Annotated in this window: 19 protein-coding genes, 3 tRNA genes and 2 rRNA genes (1 of these 24 running past the window's edge); 5 read left to right on the top strand and 19 right to left on the bottom strand. The window is 41.9% G+C overall.

Going from position 1 to position 26,638, the window contains the following annotated elements; translation table 11 throughout:
- From H0W64_12450 to H0W64_12430, 5 genes are all read right to left on the bottom strand, one after another.
- A 23S ribosomal RNA gene (locus tag H0W64_12450) occupies positions 1-1,858 on the bottom strand; it reaches 1,104 nt to the left of the window's first position.
- Between the two features lie 364 nt (positions 1,859-2,222).
- Positions 2,223-2,295: transfer RNA gene (locus H0W64_12445), tRNA-Ala, on the bottom strand.
- 25 nt (positions 2,296-2,320) lie between these two features.
- Positions 2,321-2,394: transfer RNA gene (locus tag H0W64_12440), tRNA-Ile, on the bottom strand.
- A gap of 174 nt (positions 2,395-2,568) precedes the next feature.
- Positions 2,569-4,107: ribosomal RNA gene (locus H0W64_12435) — 16S ribosomal RNA — on the bottom strand.
- The 16S and 23S rRNA genes sit together here with 2 tRNA genes alongside, the layout of an rRNA operon.
- Positions 4,108-4,315: 208 nt before the next feature.
- Positions 4,316-5,512, bottom strand: a complete 1,197-nt coding sequence (locus H0W64_12430; protein MBA3662529.1) for a tyrosine--tRNA ligase — start codon at positions 5,510-5,512, stop codon at positions 4,316-4,318.
- A 260-nt stretch (positions 5,513-5,772) separates the two neighbouring features.
- Here H0W64_12430 and H0W64_12425 point away from each other — a divergent pair, with 260 nt between their 5' ends.
- Complete coding sequence (locus H0W64_12425) at positions 5,773-6,870, top strand: transglycosylase SLT domain-containing protein (protein ID MBA3662528.1); 1,098 nt, start codon at positions 5,773-5,775, stop codon at positions 6,868-6,870.
- Between the two features lie 12 nt (positions 6,871-6,882).
- On the opposite strand, the gene H0W64_12420 is transcribed toward H0W64_12425, so the two are convergent.
- Entirely contained in the window at positions 6,883-8,181 is a 1,299-nt protein-coding gene (locus H0W64_12420) for a hypothetical protein (GenBank protein ID MBA3662527.1), read from the bottom strand.
- Positions 8,182-8,301: 120 nt separating this feature from the next.
- Positions 8,302-10,368, bottom strand: coding sequence for an ATP-dependent DNA helicase RecG (gene recG / locus H0W64_12415; protein MBA3662526.1), 2,067 nt, complete (start codon positions 10,366-10,368; stop codon positions 8,302-8,304).
- A 199-nt stretch (positions 10,369-10,567) separates the two neighbouring features.
- On the opposite strand from recG, the gene H0W64_12410 reads away from it, so the two are divergent.
- Positions 10,568-10,651 (top strand) — tRNA-Leu (locus tag H0W64_12410).
- Here H0W64_12410 and H0W64_12405 read toward each other — a convergent pair.
- From H0W64_12405 to hfq, 4 genes are read right to left on the bottom strand one after another with little or no spacing between them, the layout of a single operon-like run.
- Positions 10,633-11,967 (bottom strand): adenylosuccinate synthase, encoded by a 1,335-nt coding sequence (locus tag H0W64_12405; GenBank protein ID MBA3662525.1) that lies wholly within the window; start codon positions 11,965-11,967, stop codon positions 10,633-10,635. The genes H0W64_12410 and H0W64_12405 overlap by 19 nt on opposite strands.
- Before the next feature lie 11 nt (positions 11,968-11,978).
- Positions 11,979-12,179 (bottom strand): DUF2065 domain-containing protein, encoded by a 201-nt coding sequence (locus H0W64_12400; protein ID MBA3662524.1) that lies wholly within the window; start codon positions 12,177-12,179, stop codon positions 11,979-11,981.
- A gap of 60 nt (positions 12,180-12,239) precedes the next feature.
- A complete protein-coding gene (hflX, locus tag H0W64_12395) occupies positions 12,240-13,496 on the bottom strand; it encodes a GTPase HflX (protein MBA3662523.1) in 1,257 nt (418 codons plus the stop codon).
- Between the two features lie 20 nt (positions 13,497-13,516).
- Positions 13,517-13,834, bottom strand: coding sequence for an RNA chaperone Hfq (gene hfq, locus H0W64_12390; protein ID MBA3662522.1), 318 nt, complete (start codon positions 13,832-13,834; stop codon positions 13,517-13,519).
- 357 nt (positions 13,835-14,191) lie between these two features.
- On the opposite strand from hfq, the gene H0W64_12385 reads away from it, so the two are divergent.
- On the top strand, positions 14,192-14,902 hold the full coding sequence (locus tag H0W64_12385) for a hypothetical protein (GenBank protein MBA3662521.1): 711 nt from the start codon (positions 14,192-14,194) through the stop codon (positions 14,900-14,902).
- Between the two features lie 41 nt (positions 14,903-14,943).
- Here the strand turns inward: H0W64_12385 and H0W64_12380 are convergent, their stop codons facing one another.
- Positions 14,944-16,617: a M4 family metallopeptidase gene (locus H0W64_12380; protein MBA3662520.1), complete on the bottom strand. Its 1,674-nt coding sequence runs from the start codon at positions 16,615-16,617 to the stop codon at positions 14,944-14,946.
- 432 nt (positions 16,618-17,049) lie between these two features.
- Here H0W64_12380 and H0W64_12375 point away from each other — a divergent pair, with 432 nt between their 5' ends.
- Positions 17,050-17,967 (top strand): DUF1338 domain-containing protein, encoded by a 918-nt coding sequence (locus H0W64_12375; GenBank protein MBA3662519.1) that lies wholly within the window; start codon positions 17,050-17,052, stop codon positions 17,965-17,967.
- Positions 17,968-18,035: 68 nt separating this feature from the next.
- On the opposite strand, the gene aroK is transcribed toward H0W64_12375, so the two are convergent.
- The 5 genes from aroK to pilM are packed head-to-tail and all read right to left on the bottom strand — an operon-like array spanning position 18,036 to position 22,041.
- Positions 18,036-18,572 (bottom strand): shikimate kinase AroK, encoded by a 537-nt coding sequence (gene aroK / locus H0W64_12370; GenBank protein MBA3662518.1) that lies wholly within the window; start codon positions 18,570-18,572, stop codon positions 18,036-18,038.
- Positions 18,569-19,795 (bottom strand): hypothetical protein, encoded by a 1,227-nt coding sequence (locus H0W64_12365; GenBank protein ID MBA3662517.1) that lies wholly within the window; start codon positions 19,793-19,795, stop codon positions 18,569-18,571. Before H0W64_12365 ends, aroK begins: the two co-directional genes overlap by 4 nt.
- A gap of 1 nt (position 19,796) precedes the next feature.
- A complete protein-coding gene (locus tag H0W64_12360; GenBank protein MBA3662516.1) occupies positions 19,797-20,597 on the bottom strand; it encodes a pilus assembly protein PilP in 801 nt (266 codons plus the stop codon).
- Positions 20,597-21,118, bottom strand: a complete 522-nt coding sequence (locus H0W64_12355) for a hypothetical protein (GenBank protein MBA3662515.1) — start codon at positions 21,116-21,118, stop codon at positions 20,597-20,599. Before H0W64_12355 ends, H0W64_12360 begins: the two co-directional genes overlap by 1 nt.
- Entirely contained in the window at positions 21,112-22,041 is a 930-nt protein-coding gene (gene pilM, locus H0W64_12350; protein MBA3662514.1) for a pilus assembly protein PilM, read from the bottom strand. Before pilM ends, H0W64_12355 begins: the two co-directional genes overlap by 7 nt.
- A 195-nt stretch (positions 22,042-22,236) precedes the next feature.
- On the opposite strand from pilM, the gene H0W64_12345 reads away from it, so the two are divergent.
- Positions 22,237-24,606: a penicillin-binding protein 1A gene (locus H0W64_12345; protein MBA3662513.1), complete on the top strand. Its 2,370-nt coding sequence runs from the start codon at positions 22,237-22,239 to the stop codon at positions 24,604-24,606.
- Here H0W64_12345 and H0W64_12340 read toward each other — a convergent pair.
- A complete protein-coding gene (locus H0W64_12340) occupies positions 24,603-25,715 on the bottom strand; it encodes a 4-phosphoerythronate dehydrogenase (protein ID MBA3662512.1) in 1,113 nt (370 codons plus the stop codon). The genes H0W64_12345 and H0W64_12340 overlap by 4 nt on opposite strands.
- Before the next feature lie 33 nt (positions 25,716-25,748).
- The gene (ubiA, locus tag H0W64_12335; GenBank protein MBA3662511.1) at positions 25,749-26,612 is read right to left on the bottom strand and encodes a 4-hydroxybenzoate octaprenyltransferase; all 864 of its coding nucleotides are present in this window, start codon (positions 26,610-26,612) and stop codon (positions 25,749-25,751) included.
- Between the last annotated feature and the right edge of the window lie 26 nt (positions 26,613-26,638).

The following is a 26,638-nucleotide window of genomic DNA, read 5'->3' as shown; positions in this document are numbered from 1 at the left end:
ACTTCCTCTTTCGAGTTTGCAGAGTGCTGTGTTTTTAATAAACAGTCGCAGCCACCGATTCTTTGCAACCTCTTTCTGCTCCACTCGCAAGGAGCTTCACATAATAGAGGCACACCTTCTCCCGAAGTTACGGTGTCAATTTGCCTAGTTCCTTCACCCGAGTTCTCTCAAGCGCCTTAGTATTCTCTACTTGTCCACCTGTGTCGGTTTGCGGTACGGTTTTCTAATCTTCATCACTTAGAGGATTTTCTTGGAAGCTTAGCATCAACTACTTCTCCTATACCGAAGTATAAGATCGTCATCACGCCTCAGAATATGAATGATCGGATTTGCCTAACCATTCTTCCTACACGCTTAAACTAGGATTTCCAACACCTAGCTAGCTTAGCTTTCTCCGTCCCCCCTTCGCTCCAATTAAAAAGTACAGGAATATTAACCTGTTCCCCATCAGCTACGCTTCTCAGCCTCACCTTAGGGGCCGACTGACCCTGCGCCGATTACCGTCGCGCAGGAACCCTTGGACTTCCGGCGTGCGGGTTTTTCTCCCGCATTATCGTTACTCATGTCAGCATTCGCGCTTCTGATACCTCCAGCATTCCTCTCAGAACACCTTCAACGGCTTACAGAACGCTCCTCTACCACTCACACAACCTAAGTTGTATGAATCCGTAGCTTCGGTGGATAGTTTGAGCCCCGTTACATCTTCCGCGCAAGCCGACTCGACCAGTGAGCTATTACGCTTTCTTTAAAGGATGGCTGCTTCTAAGCCAACCTCCTGGCTGTCTCGGCCTTCTCACATCGTTTACCACTTAACTATCTCTTTGGGACCTTAGCTGACGGTCTGGGCTTTTTCCCTCTCCACGACGGACCTTATCACCCGCCGTGTGTCTCCTGTGGCCTCTTCGTTAGTATTCGGAGTTTGCATCGGTTTGGTAGGACTATCACGTCCCCCTAGCCGGCACAGTGCTCTACCCCTAACTTGATTTCCCACAAGGCACTACCTCAATAGCTTTCGAGGAGAACCAGCTATCTCCGGGCTTGTTTAGCCTTTCACTCCTATCCACAACTCATCTCCTACTTTTTCAACAGTAGTGAGTGCGGGCCTCCAGAACGTGTTACCGCCCCTTCACCCTGGCCATGGATAGATCGCCCGGCTTCGGGTCTACTAACATCAACTTGACGCCCTATTCAGACTCGGTTTCCCTTCGCCTCCCCTATTCGGTTAAGCTTGCTAATGCTAGTAACTCGCTGACCCATTATACAAAAGGTACGCAGTTACCCATGATAAATCATAGGCTTCCACTGCTTGTACGCACACGGTTTCAGGTTCTATTTCACTCCCCTCTCCGGGGTTCTTTTCGCCTTTCCCTCACGGTACTTGTTCACTATCGGTCAGTAAGGAGTATTTAGCCTTGGAGGATGGTCCCCCCACGGAGCTTGCGCTCCTTCTTCAATCAGGATTTCTCGTGTCCCGACCTACTTTGCAAATGTGTGCTATAGCTACTTTTAATCTACAGGGCTATCACCTTCTATGGCTGACTTTTCCAAGTCATTCTAATAAGTCACTATATCTTACACATTTAGGCTGTTTCCCTTTCGCTCGCCACTACTTGGGAAATCTCGGTTGATTTCTTTTCCTCTCGGTACTTAGATGTTTCAGTTCCCAAGGTTCGCTTCTCTAGTCCTATGTATTCAGACTAGGATGATAGGACTTCTCCTATCGGGTTTCCCCATTCAGACATCTTCGGATCAATGCTTGTTGCCAACTCCCCGAAGCTTTTCGCAGGCTGCCACGTCTTTCATCGCCTCTTACTGCCAAGGCATTCACCATGTGCGCTTAATTTCTTGACTATATAACCCTAAGTTGCCTTACAGTTATATCCTCAGTTTACAAAGTTTAACTTGAGTAACACTCAGTGTACTTCGCTTCTTACATACCATTTTTTTAAAGAACTTTCTGTCGCAAAGGACAGAAGAAAAACGTCAACTCGCTTAACATCTTACTTCTGCTTTCTGCTGCACTTTTATTACATTTTTTCTATTTCTAATATTTCTTTTTTACTGGTGCTGCTTTTTTCTTCTTTTCTATTCTTTGTTTCGCTTTCTTCTCTTTTTTCTCAGTAACTTTACGCTTTCTTCACAACCTACCTTTATACTTTCTTCACCTCTAATTCGCAATCTCTTCCTTAACTCATTTCTTTACGCTTCCTTCACCAAATTACTGGAGCCAGTCGGGATCGAACCGACGACCCCCTGCTTGCAAAGCAGATGCTCTCCCAGCTGAGCTATGGCCCCCGTGTCTGCCTTCCCAATTTGTTAGTGGGCCTGGGTGGACTTGAACCACCGACCCCACGCTTATCAAGCGTGTGCTCTAACCAACTGAGCTACAGGCCCCTTAGACCTTGGCAGCGAACCTAATTCCTAAAACCAATCTTCTTTAACTTCATCACCCTTGCACAGGCAATAAAGCAGCACCAATCATAGTCAAAAACCTATAACCGATGCTTTCTGGTCAAATCAAGAGTGAATAATGTGCGCGCCTAACAAGAATGTGTTTTATTTGTATTTCGTAAGGAGGTGATCCAGCCACAGGTTCCCCTACGGCTACCTTGTTACGACTTCGTCCCAGTCATGAATCATACCGTGGCAGGCGTCTCCCTTTCGGTTAAACTACCCGCTTCTGGTACCATCCACTCCCATGACGTGACGGGCGGTGTGTACAAGGCCCGAGAACGTATTCACCGCGACAATGCTGATTCGCGATTACTAGCGATTCCGACTTCATGAAGTCGAGTTGCAGACTCCAATCCGGACTACGAGACGCTTTTTGAGATTGGCTCCCCTTTACAGGTTGGCGACCCTCTGTACGCCCCATTGTAGCACGTGTGTAGCCCTACTCATAAAGGCCATGATGACTTGACGTCGTCCCCGCCTTCCTCCGGTTCCTCACCGGCAGTCTCCTTAGAGTCCCCAACTTAATGCTGGCAACTAAGGACAAGGGTTGCGCTCGTTACGGGACTTAACCCAACATCTCACAACACGAGCTGACGACAGCCATGCAGCACCTGTCTCTGCGCTCCTTTCGGCACCCCAACCTCTCAGTCGGGTTCGCAGGATGTCAAGAGTAGGTAAGGTTCTTCGCGTTGCATCGAATTAAACCACATGCTCCACCGCTTGTGCGGGCCCCCGTCAATTCCTTTGAGTTTCAACCTTGCGGCCGTACTTCCCAGGCGGAAGACTTATCGCGTTAGCTTCGATACTGATAGGTTCCCCTACCAACATCTAGTCCTCATCGTTTACAGCGTGGACTACCAGGGTATCTAATCCTGTTCGCTCCCCACGCTTTCGCGCCTCAGCGTCAGTATTATGCCAGGTGGCTGCCTTCGCCATTGACGTTCCTTCCGATCTCTACGCATTTCACCGCTACACCGGAAATTCCGCCACCCTCTCATATACTCCAGCTGTATGGTTTGCGATGCGCTTCCCAGGTTAAGCCCGGGGCTTTCACATCACACCCTTACAACCGCCTACGCGCCCTTTACGCCCAGTAATTCCGATTAACGCTCGCACCCTCTGTATTACCGCGGCTGCTGGCACAGAGTTTGCCGGTGCTTATTCTGTCGGTACTGTCAATCTGCTACCATTATCCGATAACAAACTTCTTCCCAACCTAAAGGGCTTTACAACCCGAAGGCCTTCTTCACCCACGCGGCATCGCTGGATCAGGGTTGCCCCCATTGTCCAAGATTCCCCACTGCTGCCTCCCGTAGGAGTCTGGGCCGTGTCTCAGTCCCAGTGTGACTGGTCGTCCTCTCAGACCAGTTACCGATCATCGCCTTGGTGAGCTCTTACCTCACCAACTAGCTAATCAGACGCAGGCCCCTCCATTAGCGCCACCTTGCGGCAGCTTTACTCTCTCGAGTTCATGCGGTATTAGCCAAAGTTTCCCTTGGTTGTCCCCCACTAATGGGCAGGTTCCTACGTGTTACTCACCCGTCCGCCGCTCGTCATCATTTAGTATTGCTACTAAACATGCTACCGCTCGACTTGCATGTGTTAGGCGTGCCGCCAGCGTTCAATCTGAGCCAGGATCAAACTCTCCACTTCTTTGAAACTGACTGCGCCCTGATACTACTCAGGACTCGCTGCACATGTTTATTCTCATAAACATATACGCTATATTCCTCACTCACCTCTCGGTAAGCACGCACATTTTTCACTCTCAATTTGTTAAAGATCATTCGCTTCAGAAGTCCGGCATTCTACACCCTCACAATTTACTGTCAACATTATTTCTAAGATTTTTTTATTTATTTTAAGTTAGTGTAATTTTTGCAAATTTAAGCTTACCGACTTGTAAAATAACTTCCTGATTTGACGGAATCTGCAAGTTTCTATCCAATATTTTTTCGCCATTAATCCGCACTGCGCCTTGTTGAATCAATCGAGTTGCTTCAGAGTTACTTTTAGCAAGGAAAGTCATCTTCATAAGGACTGGCAAAGTTAAATCCTCTGTTGCACTAAATTGAAATTGTTTTATTTCCTCTGGCAATTTTCCTTTTTGAAATTGTGAAACAAAATTGTTTTGGGCAACTTGTGCAGCTTCATTATTATGAAAACGTGCGGTAATTTCCTGAGCAAGAATAAATTTAATATCGCGAGGATTTGCTCCATGCTCGACTTGCTCCCGCAGTGATTGAATTTCGGCTGTAGGCTTGAAACTTGCGAGTTTAAAGTAAATCCACATTGCATCATCTGATAAAGACATCACTTTACCAAAAATTTGTTCCGCAGACTCATCAACACCAATGTAATTATTGAGCGACTTTGACATTTTCCGCACACCATCTAGACCAGGTAATAACGGTAACGTGATAACGGTTTGCGGCTTTTGGCCAAAATGCTTTTGCAACTCGCGTCCCATTAATAAATTAAACTTCTGATCTGTCCCACCAAGTTCAATATCAGCTTCCACTGCAACTGAGTCATAACCTTGCAGTAAAGGATATAAAAATTCATGGATCGCAATGGCCTGGTTATGAGTAAAGCGTTTATGAAAATCCTCACGCTCAAGCATGCGGGCAACGGTATGCGTTGCGGCTAGCTTAATTAAGTCGACCGGTTTTAATTGGTTAATCCAGGTTGAATTCAAGACGATTTTAGTTTGCTTTGGATCTAATACTTTATGGATTTGATTTTGGTAAGTCGCTGCATTCTCAATAACTTGCGCAGCCGTGAGGGGGGGACGAGTTTCGCTTTTTCCAGAAGGATCGCCAATCTGCCCAGTGAAATCGCCAATAATGAGAATAACTTCATGACCTAAGCTTTGAAATTGCTTTAATTTATTTAGCACAATACTATGACCTAGGTGCAAATCAGGGGCAGTCGGATCGAGCCCTAACTTCACTTTAAGCGGTTTTCCCAGACGAAGCTTATCAATTAAGTCCTGCTCTAATAGAATTTCTTCGGTTCCCTGCTTGATCATTGCAAATGTTTCTTCAAACGTACTCATCGCACTTTCCTCTCCAATGTGTTGCGTTCGCAATTATGGCATACCCCCAAAGTACACAAAACAATGAGATTCATCTTGAATGCATAGGTTGATTTAAGCCACCTTTAAGGTTTTTTGATTTTTATTTAATCATTTGTTAAGCCTAAGCAAAAATAATTTCACTTTTTAATACTTAAAATATGAACAATTTATGTCAATTTGTAATTTTTTGATCAAAAAAGTGTTTGAGAGGGGTAGTCGGCTTCTGTAAGATACCCCGGATGCAAATATTAACTAGTGTTTCTAAATATCTACTTTTAGCGTTATTGAGCTGTGCATTGTTCCTAACTTGGTACGGTAGTACGCAAATAACCTTGACCACCCCTCTACCCCCGGAAGAAATTGAGAGCGGCGCTTCCACTTATTCCTATTCTTACTCTTATTCCACTCCAGGTGCGTCCACCTCACGAGCGCTTGCTAGTATAACGGCTGCGGACGTTCTCCAAGTCCCGAGCGACGTATTCAAAAAAATAAAAGGCACGCCGCTCGCGCACACCTCCGATTCAATTTGGAAGACATTGAGCAAAGAATTTAAATTAAATCATAATGTCCAAGCATCTGAAGTCCAAAAAGAAATACGCAGGATTCAAGCTGATCACACACGCTTTTATGCCATCTTAAATGCTGCCGCCCCTTATATTTATTATATTCACCAACAAACCCGTGCCAAAAATTTACCGGCAGAAATAGCGCTCATTCCCTACGTAGAAAGCGAATTCAATCCAAACGATCGCTCAACAAAAGGAGCGACTGGATTGTGGCAACTCATGGTCGGTACCGCTCATGAGTTGGGCGTGCAAGTGAAGGCGGGTTATGATGGAAGACGCGATGTCGTGGCATCAACCCGAGCAGCCCTTGCTTACTTCAAAGATCTTGGTGAATTGTTTAAAGGTAATTGGTACCTAGCCATTGCTGCTTATAATTGTGGCCAAGGACGCGTGGCTAATACGATTAAGAAAGCTAAGAGTAGTAATTATTGGCAATTAACAAAGCTTCCCACTGAAACAAAATATTATGTTCCCCGCTTAATGGCCGTCGCTGCTGTGATTAAAAATCCAGAAAAATATGGCGTCAAGTTACCTGAAATTAAAAATAAACCTTATTTCACTGAAGTAAAAAGTAAAAAAATAGTAAACCTTGCGAAAGTTGCCCAATCTACTGGGGTGAACATTAAAACTCTTAACTCACTGAACCCGGATTATAATAAAGGTGTGATTACCAAAGGTGGCGCCTATTCTTTATTAGTTCCTATTGAGCAAGTTGAGAAAGTAAAATTATCGTTGCCGATTCTCGAAACTTCTAAAATAACCAAAAAATAACGTTTACCTTTATTAACTGTGATGAAATCCTAGCGTATTTTTGATCTTTTCAATATTCGCCGCAATATTTCGGGTCGTACCCGTGTAAAAGAATGATAAGCCCGCACTGGTCGTCAACCCCCCGCCTGTGAGTAGACCCGCATGAATCAATCCCTGGGTTATTAATCCAAAGCCAGTACTCAGTGCAAGGGGAGCTAGCATTGATGATCCTCCATAGGTCGCAACAATTGATAGGACCGTGGCGGTGATGATGAGGGCTCCGACTACTGCAACGAGCGCACCGATCACTTGTTTAGCAGTTGAAGGTGCACCTAAAACAAAAGGTACGATCTTCGATAGTCTACGCTGCGTTACTTTATCACGGGGATCTTTAAAAGCAGCATCGGCATATAATAAAGTCAAACTATAAAGTTTATAATCAACAGGTTCCTTCATGGATAAAAGATCAGCCACATTTTTCTCGATAGAATTCGCTAATGTGTTTTCCATATTTAAATTATTTTTTTGGATTTTAGATAATAACGTGGGCCGTTTATGTTCCGGCTGGCTTAAGGCTGTATTGAGGTTGCTCTTCACATCTTGCAGCACACTATTAAAATAGGCTTTCTCAACCTCTGCGTAATCTTCAACTTGAATAGCAAAAAGTGAGTCTGGATTTTTTTTAAGTTCTTCTTTCAATGCCTTAAAATACTTAACCGACTCACTCTCTTGATGATGATGCAAACTTTCCATAAGTAATGACTCAAGAAAATCCGCAAAATTTTCATTTTCTTTCTCGGCATTAAACTCAATGTCTTGCAACATAGCCCATAAAAACCCACAAAGCTGTTGATATCTAAGTTCACAATAAACAGGATCGGCAGATAATTTTTTGTCTAGAGCAAATACTTCTAATTTCTTTTCTATTCGATGCAGATGATATCGAACAAAAAAATCTTGGTTCGCTGGATGATCCTCATCATAGACTAAGAGCGCTGTTTTAATGGTTTCGAAAGCATTGCGAAACTCTTTCACTGAATGCGGTTTCACCTGACGCGGCGCTAAGTGGTGATACGCAAGACGAGTTTGTTGTAACGTTAATGCCGAAATCTTTTTTACGCATCGTTCATAACGATTATTGTCGTTCCAAACGCCCAAATGTTTTAAAGCAGCAGCATTCCTACTATTCCGCCTTGCCGCCTCTTCCTCTTGCAATAACTTTGTCGCTTCAGTGCGTTTAATTTGAATGCGGGATTCTAATAGAGCCTTTTCCTCTTTCCAGGCTACGCTGTTCTCTAATTTACGTTTTTCTCTTAAGGTTAATTTGCGCACGGATAAGCCCTCAAAGTGGTCTACTGGGGACTCTCACCTTAACAACTTTTTAAATTGGGTCAATGATTTTAACTAAAATGCATGAATTGATTATTATTTGATCTATTTAAAAGCCCATTATTAAATTTCCCCATAGCTGAGCCGAGCATCTTTATTTTTTACGAGCATTTTTTGAACATCTTCCGGCCTATTATTCATTAATTCTAAAGCGGTTTGGTGAACAAGAGGCAACAATTGCTTATCACGGATAATGTCAGCTAATCGAAAAGATATTTCTCCAGTCTGCTTGGTGCCCAGCAATTCGCCCGGACCTCTTAAGGCCAAATCTTCCTCAGCTATTTTAAATCCATCCGTTGTTTCTCTCATCACCGTCAAACGGGCTTTAGCGTATTCCGAAAGGGGCGCACGATAAAGTAAAATACAATGGCTGGCCAATTCACCCCGCCCGACGCGCCCTCTCAATTGATGGAGCTGGGACAAGCCCAATCGCTCAGCATTTTCAATCACCATAACGCTAGCGTTGGGTACATCCACCCCCACTTCAATAACAGTTGTTGCAACTAATAAGTGAATTTCATGTCGCTGGAATTGCTGCATTACCGCTTCTTTTTCGGAAGCAGGCATCTGACCATGAATCAAGCCGACTTGGATACCTGGCATCAAACTTTGTAATTGAAGTGCAGCTTGAGTCGCTGCCTCGCCGGGGATAACCTCCGACTCCTCAATGAGAGGACATACCCAATAAACCTGCCTTGCCTTCTGACATGCCTCACGAATGCGATCAATTACTTCCTTTCTTTTGTATTCGGGCATCACACTTGTCACGATGGGTGTTCGACCGGGTGGTAATTCATCAAGTACGGAACAGTCGAGATCTGCATATAGACTCATCGCGAGGGTTCGCGGAATAGGTGTTGCCGTCATTATTAATTGATGCGGATACAACCCATGGGCAATGCCTTTTTCGCGTAACTGTGCACGCTGCTCGACACCAAAACGATGCTGTTCATCAATAATAATCAAGGCGAGATTTTTAAATAAAACTGCTTCTTGAAAAAGTGCATGGGTACCCACTACAACTTGCGCACCCCCGGAAGTCATTAATTCCAAGGTTGCTTTACGTGCACTACCTTTCGTTTGTCCAGAAAGAAACACCACATGGATACCTAAAGGTTCAAACCAACTTCTTAAAACACGATAATGTTGCTCCGCTAACAATTCGGTTGGCGCCATCATGGCTGCTTGAAATTGTCCAGTGACAGCTCGCAAGGCAGCAAATGCCGCAACAATTGTTTTTCCTGAACCAACGTCGCCCTGCAATAATCGTAACATCGGTGATGTTTGCGCCAAATCTTGCTCTATTTCTTTTACGACGCGTTGTTGCGCAGCCGTCAAGGAAAAGGGAAGTGAGTCTAATAATTTTTCTTTTAAATTTCCTTGCATCAGTAAAGCAGGGCTTACATGTTGCTTCGCTGTATTTTTAAAATTTAAAAGCTGCAGTCGATGAGTAAGCAATTCATCAAAAATAATACGTTGATGGATTTTAGATTGTTTTTCATTAAGTGTATCAATCAAATGATGGGTCGAGGGTTGATGAATATCGCGCAGGGCAGTTTTAATATCTGGAAAGTGATGCTCATCTAACCAGGCTTGCGGTAGAAATTCCTCAATACAGCAAGTTTTGTCTAGCCAAGTTAGTGCTTGTGCTGCCAGTTGACGCCAAGTTTTTTGGTACAAGCCCGCAGTTGTTGGGTAAATTGCTGTGTAATGCGGCAGGGGCTCGGGCAATTTATCAAGAACGACATTTATTTCTGGATGAACCATTTCTCGACCAAATGCTGTAATGCGAACCTCACCAAAACATTGCAATATAGTACCGGGTAGAAAAATATTTTTCTGAAATGCCATCACATTAAAAAAACGTAAAAAAAGACGTCCGGTCTCATCTTGTAGTTCACACATCATTTTGGTCCGACCACGCGTCGGATGATCGATAGAAATAATTGTGCCTTGACAGAGCTGCTCTTCACCAGGCTTCAGTAGCTTGATGGGGATGATGCGACTTCGATCTTGATAACGCTGCGGAAAATGCAATAACACATCCCTGATCGAATAAATATTTAAGCGAGCGAGGAATGAGGCAATTTGTTTTCCTACTCCGCGCATCTCTATGACGGAACTAATCATTGGATTTTGTTTTGGCGACACGGAAAATTCTCTCTTTCTACAAACAATGCTTTAGCATAAAGATAAGCTAATTCATTGACAAAAAATAATGCGGAAGTATAAAGTGCGACTACTTAGGATAGAAGTCAACTTACTAGAAGTTGGTTGCGCAAGGCGCAAACCAACTTCTAGTAAGAAAACATTTTATCCGAAGCGCCCAGCCGGGGTGGTGGAATTGGTAGACACGCAGGTTTCAGATGCCTGTGGGGGAAACCCCGTGGAGGTTCAAGTCCTCTCCTCGGCAAAAAAAGCATCTTGCTGCACATCTTGCGCAAAGGGATGATGCAAAATAATTGTATCTTTACGATCCGATCCCGTTGAAACAATATCAATCGGTACCCCGGTTAACTCTTCGATATGTAGCAAATATTTCTGAGCATTGGTGGGCAATTCATTAAAGTGCCGAATGGTGGCGGTCGAGGTTAGCCATCCCGGTAGCTCTTCATAAATAGGTTCGCATTGAGCAAACAATTCTGTATCAATGGGAGGATAATCATAAATATCATGACCGACACGATAGCCTGTGCAAATTTTAATGACTGGCAACGTATCCAACACATCCAACTTTGTAATGCATAAACCAGAAAAACTATTGAGTTGGATGGCGCGTCGCAATACTGCAATATCTAACCAGCCACAGCGTCTTGGCCTGCCGGTCACTGATCCAAACTCATGGCCCTGTTCCGCCAAAGTTTTTCCCACTTCATCGTGTAACTCTGTGGGAAAAGGACCTGCTCCGACGCGTGTCGTATACGCTTTGGTTATGCCCAAAATATAATGGATATTTCTTGGACCAAACCCTGTCCCTATACAGGCAGCACCTGCTGTCGTATTGGAAGAAGTAACAAAGGGATAAGTGCCATGATCAACATCAAGCAGACTGCCTTGCGCACCTTCAAATAAAATATTTTCTCCATTTGAATAATGTTCAGCGAGTTTAAGTGCAACGTCGGCACGCATTTTTTCTAGACGCGGCTTTAAACGTAATAAACTATCCTTCACTAACGCTTTATCAATGGGTTCTTGGCCATGATAGTTTTGCAAAATAAAGTTATGGTAATTTAAGACTTCTTCTAATTTTGCATTTAAAAGTTTTTCATTAAATAAATCGCCAAATCGAATGGCGCGCCTGGCAACTTTATCTTCATACGCAGGTCCAATGCCACGCCCTGTCGTACCGATTGCAGCTTTACCTTTAGCCACTTCGCGGGCTTGGTCGAGCGCTACATGGTAGGGTAAAATTAAAACACACGCGTCACTGATCAGTAGCCGGGAAGCGACATCAATGCCACGGCTTTCCAATTCTTCCATTTCTTCTATCAAGGCAGTCGGTGAAATGACCACACCGTTGCCGATGAGACATTGAACATGCGGATGCAAAATTCCCGAAGGAATTAATCGCAAAATTGTTTTTTGATTATCGATGACCAAAGTGTGACCTGCATTATGGCCACCCTGGAAGCGGACTACTATATTGGCTTTTTCCATGAGCAAATCAACAATTTTGCCTTTACCTTCATCGCCCCATTGGCTTCCTAAAATTACAACTGTTTTACCCATAACGATTCTCTTTATTTAAAAAATTCACGCGCGACGATGACGAGGCCAAGTCCAAAAACCATACTCAGAAAGCCAATGATACGGAGCGTACGATCACTCACGACCATCATATGCTGCATACCCTGGCGCCACTTTGGTGGTGATAAGAATGGAAGAATCCCTTCAAAAACAAATAATAATCCGATTGCCGATATTAAAATAGACCACATCATGCGGTTACTCCTCTATTATTGTGGCATGATGGAACAAAAGCTTTAAAAATGCTTTTTATATTAACGGAAAAGCTTTTCAAACTCTACTCGAGGCATTCGAATAGTCAAATAATAATTACCGGCATCATCGGACTCTTCGGCAAGCACCGCATCTTGTGCGTAAAGTTTCGCCCGCAATTTGCCATCTTTCGGCGTTAAAACCAGCTGAGAATTTACGATATCGTGTTGTAATTTTTCAGCAATCGCTTTGGCCAATACATCAAACCCTTTTCCTTCCTTTGCTGAAATGAAAACCCGTTTGATTTTTTTATATTCATCGCGTTCAGGTGTCTCGGCATTCAAAAGCATCGTTTCGCTTTCGCAAAGATCGATTTTGTTATACACCAAAATCGTGGGGACCCCGCTCGCTTCAATACTATTAAGAACATGCTCAACTTCTTCGATATGTTGATCTTTTAGTGGGTCGTGCGTGTCAATGACGTGAAGAAGCAAATTAGCCTCACTTACTTCTTCTAACGTTGCATGAAATGCTTTGATTAAATCGTGCGGTAGATGACGAATAAAGCCAACGGTATCAGCCAATATGACAGCGCCAACTTCAGGCAGCTCAACGCGACGCAATGTAGGATCAAGTGTTGCGAATAATTGATTAGCAACATAAACATTCGCGCCTGTTAGATAATTAAAGAGCGTCGATTTACCAGCATTGGTGTAACCAACTAATGCAACCGTTGGCACCACCGCTTTGCGTCTTGCCCGCCTCGCAAGCTCACGCTGCTGACTTAATTTTACTAAACGCGCATCAATCACTTTAATTCGATTACGAATTAAACGACGATCCGATTCAAGTTGTGTTTCTCCAGGGCCGCGCAAACCAATACCGCCGCGCTGTCTTTCTAAATGAGTCCAACCTCGTACTAACCGAGTGGCCAAATGCTTTAGTTGAGCGAGTTCAACTTGCATCTTTCCCTCAAAGCTTCGTGCGCGCTGTGAAAAAATATCAAGAATTAATCCTGTTCGATCAAGAACACGAAGCGATGTAAGACGCTCTACATTACGTTCTTGCGCAGGAGATAAAACATGATTAAAAAGAATTAATTCAGCGTCATTAGCCCGAGCAGCCTCAGCTATTTCAGCAGCTTTGCCAGAGCCAACAAAATACTTTGCATCAGGCACACGTCGTGTGCCTGTCACAACTGCAACAATCTTTGCCCCCGCAGAACAAGCAAGCTCTTTAAACTCTTCTAAGTCTTCTTTCAAGCCCGTAGGGAAATTGACATGGACTAAAACAACGCGCTCGGAGTCGCGCTCTCTCAATAGACTGTCCTCGTTTATTGTTATTCTTGGTTAAATCCAGGTTTTGTATTAGGAATGTTATTTATATTGTTTTTATTACCATTGCCGTTATTAGTATTGTTATAACCATTGGTATTATATTCAAAAGGAGAAGTAACGTTGCGGGCTGGAACAATTGTGGAAATGGCATGCTTATAAACCATTTGACTGACAGTATTTTTTAATAAAACAACAAATTGATCAAATGATTCAATCACACCTTGAAGCTTGATTCCATTCACAAGATAAATAGATACAGGAATCTTTTCTTTTCGTAACGAATTCAAGAAAGGATCTTGTAAAGATGGTCCTTTTGTCATTTTTTACTCTCCAATAATGATGTTAAAAGCCTCGTTGCCGAGGTTACACTTGATGCTCATCCATGTTCACACTCGAATACCTCCGTGTCGGGATCTTCGGTAGGGTAGGAAGTTGTGATATGCTATACTAACTTGCTCTATTTACCAAATATTTCCATGTTAATGAGCAAGTTAAGAAGCCCGAAGAATATAGCGAATCTAGCTACAACAGGCAACAATGATATTCTCTTACATAATTTTCAGATAACTCATTTACCCATTTTTATTAAAAAATCTGATCATTTGCTAACCGAATTCTCAATTTTGTTGTATTATTTAAATTATTTTCCGACGAACCAGCCCTATAGAGATTAAAATATGAACAATCCTACCTTAACGAAAACATGCAGTAGTTGTGGAATTCAAAAGCCGCTTGCTGCGTTTCTAGAGATGGGAGGACCAGAAGGCACCACCTACGGAACCATTTGCGCATCTTGCCGTAAAGCAAATCGAGACAAGCCTCGTAATAAAGAACACGATGACTCAACCACGAGTCACACGGGGTTAAAAATTGATGCTAAAGCCAAAGTCCAAGATGATACGGACAAGAAAGAACGTTTAGTACGAACTGAAGAAGAATACTATGAAGAACGAGAAAAAGAGTTTGAAGAAGACAAACTTCAGACTAAAAAATCTCAAGTAAATATCAAAGCACAAAAACAACACCGAGAATCATTTTTAAATCGCCGTCCACTTGTCGAGACCAATAAAACACCCCCCGTAATACCTGCAAATGCTCCAAGTGAAATTGCACGACAAGAAGAAAAAGCAGACTTTACTAATCCTTTCATCGATACGCAAATTGCTGGAAAAATCAAGTATGCGGCAAGCCCCACTCATCAACAATTTATGAAACGTCTACCCCAAAGCGCGCCCGTTCGACAAGCTGCGGAACAAGCGCAAAAAGGGGCGGCACAGAAAATAGAAAATGAAAAAGCCCATATTAAAAAGGCTCAAGAACAAAAGCGTGATAATGCTTCAACGGAATATATTGAACAGAAATGGAGTCCTAGCTCGAGACGGCGATGAACTTTATATTCCCGCGGGGAATCCCGCGGGAATCATAATGATTAGCAATCTTTCGTGCTAATTTTTACTTGGGTGAAGGCATCACTGATATCTGCGATCTCTTCCTGGCTAAATTTTAAATCTTTTGCCGCTTTTAAAGTACCACAAGCAGCTTGAACAAAAGTGGAACGTGGCACCCAGTAGTTCATGTTCGCATGTAGCATCACTTCAAAAGCTTTTTTCACATCCCAACCCGGTTTCGTTCCTAAAATATAAAAGAAGTGATTGTAAACGCCACTGCTGTAATGAACGTCTAAATTCCCTGTATATTGTGAGGCATCATCAATGGAACACCAATTACCAGGACGTTTACCTTTACAATCCTTACTTGGCTTATCCATGTATCGCAACGCTTCATTTTCAGCTTTAAAAATTTCCGGACCAATCTGCCAACTATTTTTTTCCGGACCATAAGCATAAACTTCAGCTGCTTGAGCTGCCATATCAGAAAAAGCTTCATTCATACCGCCTGATTGGCCATAGTAATTTAAATTGGAATGTTGTTGCGTAAACCCATGACTCACCTCATGAGCTGCAACACCCAATGACGTTAGGGGATAAAACATTCTTATGCCATCGCCAAATGTCATTTTTGAACCATCCCAATAGGCATTATCCATGTTCGCGTGAACAACCATAGTTAACATCATAGGTTTGCCACCTTGAGTCAAAACAGGAACGCCATACCATTCAGAATACATGTTCTTGATAACAGAACCGCCGAATAACGCGTCATTATCAGGAGAATATCCGCCATTCACTGCATCAAGTTCAGCATCCCAATAAATTTTATTATGTTCATCATTAACTTTGTCGCAATCAAAAGAGGGTGTGACGTTTGAACGATTGTGTTTAACAGTAACATCATCGTTCTTAAGCCAGCATTTTTTGGCAGTATCCTCACGGGTTATACTTAATTTGGTGAGATGGTCCTTCAAACCATCATAAACAGTTTTACCCATTTTTTTATTACCACCAAATCCACCGCCTGCGGTTACAGCTGTTTCAATGGTTTGAATATCATCCCAGTTTGCATAAGTTGCGAATGAAACGGCGTCTAAAACATAAACAGGTTTAGCCGGCAAAGATCCGTCTTTGATTGGATCAACATAGAAGTGAACTTCATAAGCCCAATGTGCTTGATTATGATCATCTAAGTAGACAACTAATCGACTAGTTTGATCTTTAGCATTTACTTTTAATCCAAGTTTACTTTGATAAACTTCGATCGCTTTTTGTTGGGCACGTTTTGCTTGCGCTACTTCAAAAATATAATGAGGGGTATTATTTAAATCCTTCTCTAGCCCTACAAATAATTCGCCATTCATTGAACCATTGTGAGTGACTGCATTACTAATCATGCCAGGAATATTATGACTTGCCGGTTGACCTTGTGGGATGTGAATAATGGCATCACCACCGAGTACGGGATAGCCAAGATAAGTTTGTTGAATGCGAACGTGAACGGTTTTATTGAAGTCCACAGAGCGGCTCATTTCACGAATGGAACTACTATGGGAATTTGATAGAGATTGAGCAATCATCGCTTGAAGAACCGTTAGCTTTTGATGACTAAGGTCAATTGACTTTGCAGCATAACTAGCTGAAAAACTCATACTAAGTGGGATCGCTAACAATAGGCTTGAAATTACAGATCGTTTGGAATTAATACCCATTGAACATCTCCTTATGTTTTCAACGAAACATCCCTAAATGGCATTGATGAGGACCACAAAACGGATGATTGCTCCGACAAGAGCGAATTGGGGAAAAGCGGAATTTTGTAAATGAGCAAGGCTAGAAGTCTTTACTACTCTATACGCAGCTCTTACTGATGTAAAGTTAATTTAAAAAAAAATGAAAGAATTTTACCATGCTCTTTCGTAACATGGAAGATACATTTGCGACCGCTTAATTCAAAAATAAAAACAACATATGTGCTGAGACTTTTTATATAAAACTGTGCGCTTTTAATTAATTTTGATTGAAACATCAAAGCAAGGTGAGGAAGAAAAATGGTAACCTCATGCTGTTTAATGATGAGAGAGAAATGACATTTTCGTGACGGAATGATAACGTAGGCTCGGTAAAATTATGTAGGGTTTGGCATGTTAGATAGATTGCGACATAAAATTGTGCAATCCCTTTGGGAAAAATATCGCAGTGTTACACCACAAATGGTTATCATTGAGCAAGCACTTTACAAAAAACATGTGACTACTCTTTATTTGGATCATTTTGCTGTCATTGATTTACCAAGCGAGCATTCGGGGATCCCGGTTCTCACCTCGATTTTTTCGGCATTGGGATATGAACCAAAAGGTAAAGGTTACTTGCCAGAGAAGCAAAATGATTTTCAATGGTTAAGCGAATCTCAGAGTTGCACCTTACCTGCTATTGACGCCTTACCGCAAGCCGTTGTCGCTGATTTCAGGCTCGAAGCTATGCCTATTGAAATTAGCACCATCATTACCAAGTATGCAACGCAAGCAAAAAAGATCGATATTAGAAGGATTCAGCAACTCGCTCAGGAAACTGCACAGGGAAATGAACAATCTTCCACTCAATTAGAACGCATGATCCTTTCTTATCTAGAAGGCCGGGATTGGCCAAAACCTACCTTAAATGAATTCAAAACTGTGCAGCGTTTCAATGAGTTGTTAGCATGGGTGCTAGCATTTGGTAGAAGGCCTAATCACTTTACGTTATCGATTCATTTGCTTTCATCCTTTAAAAGTCTAGAAAATTTTCACGACTTTCTAAAGACGTTGAATATTCCTCTTAATGTAGATGGCGGTGTGATTAAAGGAGGAGAAAAAGCAGGGATCGCTCAAAGTTCAACGCTTGGAATGATGAGTGATGCGGCATTGGCAGACGGTACGCTTACATTACCTTCAGGGTTTGTAGAATTTGTTTGGCGCTATCCTTTAGATTCAATTGCACAGCCTAAAAATTGGCACGATTATTTTACTGGGTTTATTCCGCAACATGCTGATCATGTCATTCAATCCCTTTACGATAAGTGATTGAGAATAGAACCCTCCATTGGAATAGCGTTACAAAGCAATTCAAACTTAAAGCAACCCTAGCTGCGTCAATCAAAATTCTTTTTATTCATTCCCAACCAATTCAAAATGTCGGTGCAGACATCACGGACGGAGCGACTATCAGTGATAACCGTGAAATCCGCAATATTTTCATAGAAAGGTTCGCGCTCTTTCCATAATTTAATTAAAACTTCTTGCGGGTTATCGCCCTGCAATAAAGGACGTTTTTTATCTTTTTTTAATCGACTAAGTTGCGTTTCAAGGGTAACTTCCATATAGATCACCATGCCGCGGTGCTTTAAATAATCACGAACTTCCGGAGTCTCGACACAGCCACCCCCAGTGGAAAGAACTATATTTGATAAACCGCTCAATTCATCAATCGCCTTCATTTCTCTTTGGCGATATCCTTCTATCCCTTCCAAATCAAACAGCCAGCTTAAAGAAACACCAGTTTTCTTTTCAATCTCTTCATCCGAATCAAAAAATTCTTTATTGAGTTGTTTTGCTAAATATCGGCCCACGCTGGTTTTTCCCGCACCCATGGGACCGACTAAAAAAATATTATTTTGTGGACTATTCATAAATTATTGGCAACAATTTTAGGGGTAACAACAATTAATAACTCTCGCCTGCTCTTTCGCTTACTTCGTTCGCTAAATAAAGCACCTATCAAAGGTAATTGTTCAAGATAAGGAACACCAGCTTGAACATTCTCCTGATTCGCTTCGTAAATTCCACCTAAAACAACAGTGTGACCCGACTGAACTAATACACTCGTTACAATTTGCCGTGTACTAATCGTCGGCACGCCTTGAATTAATTTATTATTCGGGCGATCTTGATTTATAGCAAGTTGTAGTAATACTTTATTGCCAGGCAAAATTTGTGGTGTAACTTTAAGACTTAAGACTGCCTTTTTAAAAACCACTGCTGTGCCCCCACTTTCGCTGACTTCTTGATAGGGGATCTCTTCACCAGCCTCAATTGATGCAGTCTGCTGATTCGTCGAGAATAAGCTTGGACTAGAAATCAGTTCAGCATGGCCTGCCTTTTCCAATGCGGATAATTTTACATCTAATCGTTCACTGTCCGCTAGCACAACAGAGGCCAGACTGTATTGACCGCGTTGTGTTTGCCCTTGTTGATGCCGTGGCTCGCTCGACGAAACAGTTGGCGCTACCGCAAAGGACAAGCCAAGCTCTTTCTCATAATCATGATCAATACTGGCAATTCGCGCTTCTATGACAATTTGCTGAACAGGGATATCAACGCGTTTCAATAATTGGCGAATCATTCTAAGTTTCGAAGCACTGTCTTGAATACAAATAATATTAGCACGTTCATCCACGCGTAACGTACCGCGTGCAGACAATAGGGAAACACCGTCCTGCTGAACCAAGTGAGCAATATCTAGTGCTTTTGCATATTTAATTTGCCAAATGATCGTTAAGAGCGGCTCATGTAACGCTTCCGCTTCTTTCCATTTATGGCGTTCGTCATGGTGCTTTAATAATGCCGAGGTGGGCGCTACAAAATAAGCTTCGCCCTCTTTCCAAGCTACCAGATTGTGGGCAGCAAGAAGCAGTTTAAAAGCACTGTGAGCGGAGGTTTCTTGCAATTGCAATGTGACATTACCTTTCACTTGCGGACTAATCATTACATTCATATTCAAAAATTGAGCTAAAGCTTGAATAGCTTGTGGCAAATCCATTTGCTGCATGGAAAATTTAAAGGGAACTGCATGAACAGCATTGTTACTTAAAATCCAGAAACCGATCACAAGGAAAAATCTTAACCATCTCATTTTAATTAACCTTTAAGTGCATCACAAGTTGCTGTGATTGCTGGGTAATGAGATGTACAGCATGACTATCAATCGCAACAACTTTATTTTTTTCTACTCCCAACAAAGCACCAACTTTTACATGGATAATTTGCAACGTTGGTAAGCGAATTAGAGCTACAGCTTGAGAACCTTGTTGTAATAGGCCGACTAATTGCAACTGTTTAAATGGATAGTTGATTGTCGTATAAACGGCATTAAAATTTTGCAATTGAGAGGGGTTCGAACAGAAAAGCGATCGGGTTTTTTCTTTCAAGTTAATGTTAAGCTTTTCGCACCATTGTGCTTTAACCGCCCATAAATCCATTTGCATTTGATAATCTCCAGTGACGAGTCGGCCATACTTAAAGTTGGTAATAGCAATAGGTAATGCATTCTGTACCATTGTTTCGATAAATCCTGTGACCTTATTAAAAGGACCCCTTATCTTTAGGTGTAATTTGCTTACTTCCTGGCTCACTTTATCTTCGAGAAAATTCAGTTGAATAATATCCACTGCATGTTGCGTAGCAATTTCTCTTATTGTCTCTGTGACTTGTAGGGAAAAATTTGCCTCATTGAGCAGCGCTTTAGAAAGATTTGTTTCCTTTGCAGGTAGGATAGGTAAGGAAGAAGTCACATCCATTGAGGGGACTGATGTATCACGCGTGGCAATTATTGACTTATATTGATGATATAAAGAATCCACATCAATAATCCAAGCGATAGCGCCTAAACCGAAACCCACCATCAATCCGTATAACCACCTTAACCGATACATCATTAATTTTTTTCAATGAACAATGACTGGAATGAAGGATATTGTTCAATACCGCATAGTTGGAAGCTAATATTGCTTTCTTGCCATTGAATCTGTTGAAGCTTAACTTCACTAAAATGTTTTAAGTTCACCCAAGTTTTAAGGAAATGGGTTAAATCAGCTAATGAAGCAGCCACTCCTTTAAAAATAATTTTATTATCTTCACGACGCATACTCGTAAAGCAAAGTGCATCCTGATGCGGATGATGTAGGATTTCAAACAAATCGATGATGTCATTTTGATGAAGTTTTAATTGAGTTAAGAAACTTCTTTCTCCTGTTATCAGACCAGGATTGTCCTCCCGCTCCGCTTCATACTGTAAGGATTTACTATTAAGATGATTCAAATAAAGAGATAAGACTAAGTGAGCTATGAGCCAGATAATCAATGTCAATAAAATGAAGGCTAGCATTATTTTTTTTATTTCACTTTGTTCAAATTCGTACTTAGCTTCGCGCCAATCCAATAAATTGAACTCTACCATTTGGGTACGCGGCGCATGGCTGCACCGCTAGCTGCCAGTAAATAATGAGCATCTTGTTTTAATTGCGCCTGTCCAAGATGGGCGGCAGTGATAAAAACCGAAGACAAATCAAATTGCCGCAAGCGTTTAGCAACGATCGGTGTTATTGCAAATAAGCGTTCAACTTCAGTGGATTCCCCAGACACAGTCAAACAAGATAATTGCTGGGTTTGTTGAAGGGATAAACCAAACTCAATGTTATCTTTTAAAACATGGTCTAGCTCCTTTTCATGTGAATATTGCCATTGAGTATGAAATAAAATACGCTCATCATTAAATAAAACTAAACAAGCATTACGGTCCGTCAATTGCAAAAGCCCCTGAACTTGTTCTGTGGGCAAAAAATCAAAACCGTGAGTCATCAGCCGAATTAAAGCATAGAGATCGATATCGATAATCTTGACGTGGAAGTTAGTGACGGTATGAATCGCTTGGACAACTTGCGTTACTAAGGCCTCTTTTGCTACGGCAAAATAAATTTCATGACAGTCTTCTTTAGTGCAGAGCACAGTGTAATCAATACATAATGCCTCTTGACCGTAAGGTGAGGTTTGAACCACCTCTTGTTTAATTGCTTCAATAATCTCTTCCGATGTTGAATAACGCGGTACCTGTATAATTTGCATTTTGACCCAATGGGCGGGTAAGCAGAATGACACTTGGATTTCCTTGGCTGGTAAACTTTCCGCCAAGGTCGACAGTGCATCAGTTAATGCTTTCACTTGAATAAGATCATCGACGATTAGAGGTGAAGTAACTTGATGTCGAATAACGTATTCTAAAACAAAAGAATTTCGAGTTTGACGTAATTGTACTAATCGAATTTCATGAGGTTGAATATCTAACCCCACGCAAGATATGTGTTTATTTAAACCAAATTTCAAAATGGCCTCCGAATAAAAAAGGGGTAAAGGTAAAGGTTAGAAATAGAGTTAAGAGATGAAAAAAGAAATGGAAGGATATTTTCTGCGAAGTCAAAAAAAAGCTGATACAATAGGCAACAATGGAGGGAAGGGTTGAACGTTTGAGAGCATGCTAATATACTTTACGCCCCATAAAATGCAAGACTTTTTTCTGCCATGAATCGTTTTCTTGGTTTAATACGTAAGCTCATTATTCTTTCACTGCTGCTTTGCACAGTTGCTGTGCTTGGTGTTCTTTATTACATCGAATATGAGTTGCCTGATATTGAAGCGTTGAACACCGTTCAACTACAAGTTCCCTTACAAATCTTCACGCATGACAAAAAGTTGCTTGCAACTTTTGGCGAAAAACGACGCATTCCATTACCGTATCGTGAAATTCCACAACCCCTCATTCAAGCTGTTCTTGCTACTGAAGATCAGCGCTATTTCAAACACAAAGGGGTGGATATTCAAGGCTTAGGCCGGGCTGCCGTGCAACTCGTTTTAACGGGTAAAAAATTGCAAGGTGGAAGCACTATCACGATGCAAGTTGCACGAAGTTTTTATCTATCGCGTAATAAAACTTTTGGACGTAAATTACGTGAAATTCTATTAGCGATCAAAATTGAAAATAAATTAAAAAAAGAAAAAATTCTTGAACTTTACTTAAATAAAGTTTTCCTAGGCAATCGCGCTTATGGTGTAGAGGCGGCCGCTGAAATTTATTATGGGAAACATTTAAACGAACTCTCGATCGATCAATACGCTGTATTAGCAGGCTTACCAAAAGCGCCTTCCACGCTGAATCCTTTGGCTAACCCGCAAGCGGCGCTCAAACGACGTAATCATGTTTTAGGTCGAATGCATGAACAAGAATATATTGATGATAAAACTTATGAAGCAGCTTTAAAAATGCCGTTAGATGCAAGTTATCATGATTTGCGTACTGAAGTGAAAGCCCCCTATGTTGCAGAGTTAGTTCGCGCACAATTAGAACAAATGTATGGCGATAGTATTTATACCGATGGCTTTCGAGTCTATACAACAGTGGATAGTAAGCTGCAAGATCTCGCCAATCTTTCCGTCCGCGATAATTTACTTGCCTATGACCAACGACATGGCTATCGCGGCCCAGTTGCTAACTTCGGATCACCTGAGCTTGATCGAGTTGATGCTTGGCAAATTAAATTACGTCGCATTCCACAAATTAGCAATCTTACACCTGCCGTCGTTTTTGAAATTACACCGCGGTCTATTACCGTCATGAATGATAACGGGGACTTTATTATTATTCCCTGGGAAGGTTTAGCGTGGGCACGTAAACAAGTAAGCCCTGACTATCTTGGTCCAAAACCACACTCGCCTCAGCAAGTCGTCGCGCTGGGTGACGTCGTTTACATCCAACCCCAACAAAATAATGGTTATCAACTCGCTCAACTCCCCAAAGCCGAAGCGGGCCTTGTCGCTTTGAACCCCCAAAATGGTGCAATTCTAGCGATGATGGGTGGTTTTGATTACAACCATAGCAAGTTTAATCGCATTACGAATGCCGAACGCCAACCTGGCTCAAGCTTCAAACCCTTCATTTACTCCGCCGCGCTTGAACGGGGTTATACCTTAGCAACTGTTATTAACGACGCTCCGCTCGTCATTGAAAACCCTAACGACAATAGTTTATGGCGACCCCAAAATGTCAATCATAAATTCTATGGTCCAACGCGTTTACGGACCGCTATTATTGAATCACGCAACCTTGTTTCAATCCGCTTGCTAGCTTTAATGGGTGTTCCATACGCGATTCATTATTTAAAACGTTTTGGTTTTGCTCCAAGTCAATTACCACCTGGCTTATCACTTGCCTTGGGCACAGCGCTCGTCACACCTTTGCAAATGGCACAAGCATTTGCAGTTTTTGCAAATGGTGGAATGAAAGTTGTTCCTTACATCATTGATACCATCCAAAATTCGCAAGAAGAAATTATTTATCAAGCTAAACCCCTCGTTGCTTGTCAAAATGATTGTGGGAATGACGTGGTTCCAGCACAACGGGTCATCTCCCCGCAAAATGCTTTTCTAATTACTTCAACTTTGCATGATGTGATCCAACGTGGAACAGCGAAACTTGCTAAAAATTTAGGACGTAATGATTTAGCTGGTAAAACAGGAACTACGCAAAATCAAGTTGATGCTTGGTTTGCAGGATATAACCCGGACATTGTTGCGATCTCGTGGATGGGATTCGATCAACCGCAATCGCTTCATGAGTATGGTGCCCAAGCGGCCTTACCGATGTGGATGCAATTTATTCAAGAAGCATTAAAAGGGAAACCCGACCGGCCCTTGCTGCAACCAGAAGGGGTTGTCAGTGTTCGAATTGACCCTTTATCAGGTCGACGTGCTACTGCTAACGATACAGTGGCTCAATTTGAATACTTCATGCTACCCTTCTTGCCTGATAAAGACGATACCGATGACCTGTCTTATAGTGACCAAGATAATCAAGAAAATGTCGATTCACCCCCTGATGTCGAATCAATTTATTAAAGTGTTGTTATGTTTAACGCTTTGAGAATTTGCTGATCTTCTCCAGGCAGAGGGGAACTCATAATATTGGTAAAGCTAAATTCATATCGATAATTAAATTGTCGGCGCATTTCATCAAAAGCCTGGCCTGGATCTTTAGCAGAGCAAATCTGAGAACGCATCATCGCAGTTAAAATGACTGGGTTAAAAATGCCAAGAACAATATCTTCCCACTGATGACTTTCTCCGGCGAAATTTAAAGTTTGTTTCGTCAAAGACAAGGCAGGAATATCTTTAGGATGAATGATTTTCTTTTTGCAGGCTTGATCATAAATCATTTCGATTCCACGTCGCTTACTTTGAACTGAATAGCCAGCAATATGAGGCGTTGCAATAAGGGCCTGCTTTAATAAGTTTTGATTAATACAAGGTTCTTGCGGCCAAACATCCAAACACCAAATTAAATGCTTACCGTGTGCTTCAAGCGCGGGAGGAGAAATAATATCGCCACGAGAAGCATTGATGATTACGCATCCTGGCTTTTGTTTTCTTAAAAAATCATCATCAATGCAATGATAAGTGGGGTAAGAACCCTCTTTCGTTAAGGGAACGTGGAGCGAGATAATATCCACCCCCTCGATCTCGGCTAGTGCTGTAGAAATAAAATGTTTATCCGCCAGAGCACGAGGAGGATCGCACATGATCACTTCCATTCCTAATATTTTTAATCGCTCCACTACCAATCGACCAATATTACCTACACCAATAACAGCAGCTTTTAGTTTGCGATCAGGAAGTATTTTTTTTCGTTTTAATGCGGCAATCATGCTGACAACGTAATCAGCGACCGGCGGTGCATTGAAACCTTTTGCAAAAGCATATTGAATCGCTGCTGCTTCTAAAAACTGAATATCAAGATGATCAGCACCCGCGGTTATACTTCCCACAAATTTGACGCTACTTCTTTCTAAAAGGGATGCGGTAACTGGGGTAATAGAGCGCACCAACAACATATCTGCGTCTTTGATATCAAGAGGTTCTATTTCACGTCCGGATTTTAAAATTAAATCACCGTAGCTTTCAAAAAAATCTTTGATAAATGGGATTTGAGAATCCGCGACTATTTTCATATAAAAGTTACCATGCACTTATTTTTTTTAATTTTACGAGTGAGCAAAATCCCAAACGATGCCTAAAAAAATAACCATGCCCACCCAATTATTATTCTTAAACGCGAGAAAGCAATCAGCAGGGAGCCGCGATTTAATTAAAATATTTTGGTAAGTAAATAAACCAGCCACGACTACAAGAGTGACGTAATAACCTAAATGAAGTTGATCAAATTGACCGACCAAAATCATGAGGGTCATAAAGATAATTTGTAATAGAATAATTATCAAAAGGTCAAAGCTACCAAAGAAAATAGCAGTTGAACGGATTGGAATTTTAATATCATCTGCCCGATCCACCATCGCATACATGGTGTCGTAAATAACCGGCCAAACCAATGCTGCTAAATATAAAATCCAGGCTGCAAAAGGCACATGTCCCGTCATTTCTGCATAAGCCATTGGGATACCCCAGGCAAAAGCTGCTCCTAAGAAGATTTGTGGCGTATTTAAGAAGCGTTTGGTGAAGGGATAAACTAGGGTTAACGCAGCTCCAACAAAAGCAAGTTGAAGCGTTAAAGGTCGACAAAATACTACCAGGATGAGGGCGATTGAAAAAAGTACGATGGCGAGCGAGACTGCTTCGAATAGGGTTAAAACCCCTTTTGCTAAAGGCCGATTGCGTGTACGAGTGACTTGCGCATCAATTTTACGATCTGCGATATCGTTAATTACGCAACCGACAGTGCGCATGATAAAAACACCAGCAATAAAAATACCTAATGTTAGGGGATTAGGTAAACCCTGCGCTGCCAACCAAAGAGCCCATAATGTCGGCCAAAGTAGCAACAATGCACCGATTGGTTTGTCCAATCGCATAAGCTGAGCATAATAATTGAGTTTCAATGTTGTCTTCATAGCGATAGCAAAGATGATAAAAAAAC

The organism is Gammaproteobacteria bacterium, assembly GCA_013816845.1.
Taxonomy (GTDB): Bacteria; Pseudomonadota; Gammaproteobacteria; order DSM-16500; family DSM-16500; genus Aquicella.
Note: the sequence above shows the minus strand (reverse complement) of the source record. Positions and strands in the feature narration are given on the sequence as shown.